General features: G+C 78.3%; 1 protein-coding gene. It reads right to left on the reverse strand.

Annotation, left to right across the window (positions count from 1 at the left end; translation table 11 throughout):
* The coding region (locus tag QZY48_RS22500) for a hypothetical protein (RefSeq protein ID WP_295435333.1) at positions 1–1896 on the reverse strand (1896 nt) is incomplete at both ends.

The following is a 1896-nucleotide window of genomic DNA, read 5'->3' on the forward strand; positions in this document are numbered from 1 at the left end:
CCGCCGCCGCCGTCGCCGCCCTGCGCCTTGGTGGCGGCGCTGGCCTGCTGCGCGGCGCTCGTGGTCGTGCCGCGGGCGATGGCCAGGGCGCTGCCGCCGGCGCCACCGACGGCGGCCCCGCCGCTACCGCCCCAGCCCCCGTTGGCGGTGGCCGCGCTGCTGACGGTATGGGCGCCGGTCAGGATGCTGGTCGCGGCGGCTGCCGCGCCGGCGCTGCCGATGGTCGCGGCGTCGCCGCGTCCGCCGCCGTGACCGCCGGTGGCGTTGACGTCGGCCTGGAGCAAGTTGCTGCGGGTATCCTGGATGGTCAGGCTGGAGTCCGCCGCCCCGGCCGCTCCCGCGGCCCCGCCGCTGCTGTCGCCCCCGGCACCGCCCAGGGCGGTCTGGGTGAGCGAGAGGCTGCCGCCGTCGGTGACACCGCTCACCCGATTGACCAAAGTGACCGCGGCGCCCGCTCCGCCGTTAGCCCCCGCGGCGCCGGAGCCGCCATCGCCGCCGGTCTGGACCACGCGGGCCGCCGCCGCGCCGGCCCGCGCACTGACCCTGGCCCTGGCCTGCGCGGTACCGCCCGCCCCACCGGTCTGACCGACACCGCGAGCAAGGCCGCCCGCGCCGCCGGCGGCGGTCGCCGTGGCGCCGGCATCTTCGTCGGCGCCGATCGTGACCCCGATCGCGTCGGCGGTGGCGGCACCGCCGGCCGGTCCGTTGGGGCCAGCGCTGTCGCCGCCGTCGGCCGCCACCGTGACCGCGACGGTGTGGGCGCCGGTCAGGCGGCCGAAGGCGTTCGCGGCGCCGCCGGTGCCGCCGAGTAGTGAGAAGTCGCCGCTTCTGCCATGGCCGCCGCTGGCCTCGACATTCGCGAACAGCGCGGCGCTTTGCAGGCTGCCCCGGGTGTCGTCGATGGTCAGGCTGGAGGTCGCCGCGCCGCCGTCCCCGGAGCGACCGCCAATGCTCACACCACCATCGCCGCCCCGGGCGGACTGGGTCAGATTGAGGTGGCCGCCGCTGGTGCTGCCACTGACCTGGTCGACCAGGTTGCTGGCCGCACCCGCGCCGCCATTGGCGCCGGACCAGCCGATACCACCTTCACCACCGACCTGATAGGCCTGCGCACCGGCCGTGCCGGCCCGGGCGGTCGCCGCGGCAGTCGCCCGGGCGACGCCGCCTGCCCCACCAGTCCTGCCGGCGCCGGTGGCCGCGCCGCCGCTGCCGGCAACCGCCGACGCGGAGGCTCTGGTGTCCTCGTGGGCGCCGATCGTGACCCCGCTCGCACTCGCCGCGGCGCTCCCGCCGGCCCCGCCGCTGCCGGGGCTGCCGCCAAGGTACCCGCCACCGCCATCACCGCCGAAGCCGGGCCTGGCGCTGACCCAGACGTCGACGGCGTGCGCCCCGGTCAGCCGGCCGGTGGCGTTCGCCGCGCCGCCGCTGCCGCCGCTGCTGCCGAGGTCGCCGCCCCCGCCCCGGCCGCCGGTGGCCTCGATGCGCGCCAGCACCGAGGCGCTCTTGTCGCGGTTCGCGGTATCGTTGACGGTCAGGCTGGAGGTTGCGCCCCCCCCGGTGCCCGCACGGCCACCGCTGCCGAGGCCGCCCGCGCCGCCCGCGGCGCTCTGCTCGAGTTCGAGCCTGCCAAGATTGGTTGACCCGCCCACGGCGTTGGTCAAGGTACTGGCCGCACCACTGCCGCCGCTGCGGCCACCGCCGCCGCTACCCCCCTCCTGATAGACCTGCGCCGTGGCGTAACCGCCCGGGGCGCTGGCGCTGGCGTTCGCCCTGGCACCGCTGCCGACACCGCCGCTGCCGCCCTGGGCGCCGCTGCCGCCCAGGCCGCCGCGTTGATCGACCGCCGCGCTCGCCGAACGGGCGCCGGTCGCGCTCGCCCGGCTGTTGCGGGCAGCG

Source organism: uncultured Thiodictyon sp. (genome assembly GCF_903828115.1).
Classification (GTDB): domain Bacteria; phylum Pseudomonadota; class Gammaproteobacteria; order Chromatiales; family Chromatiaceae; genus Thiodictyon.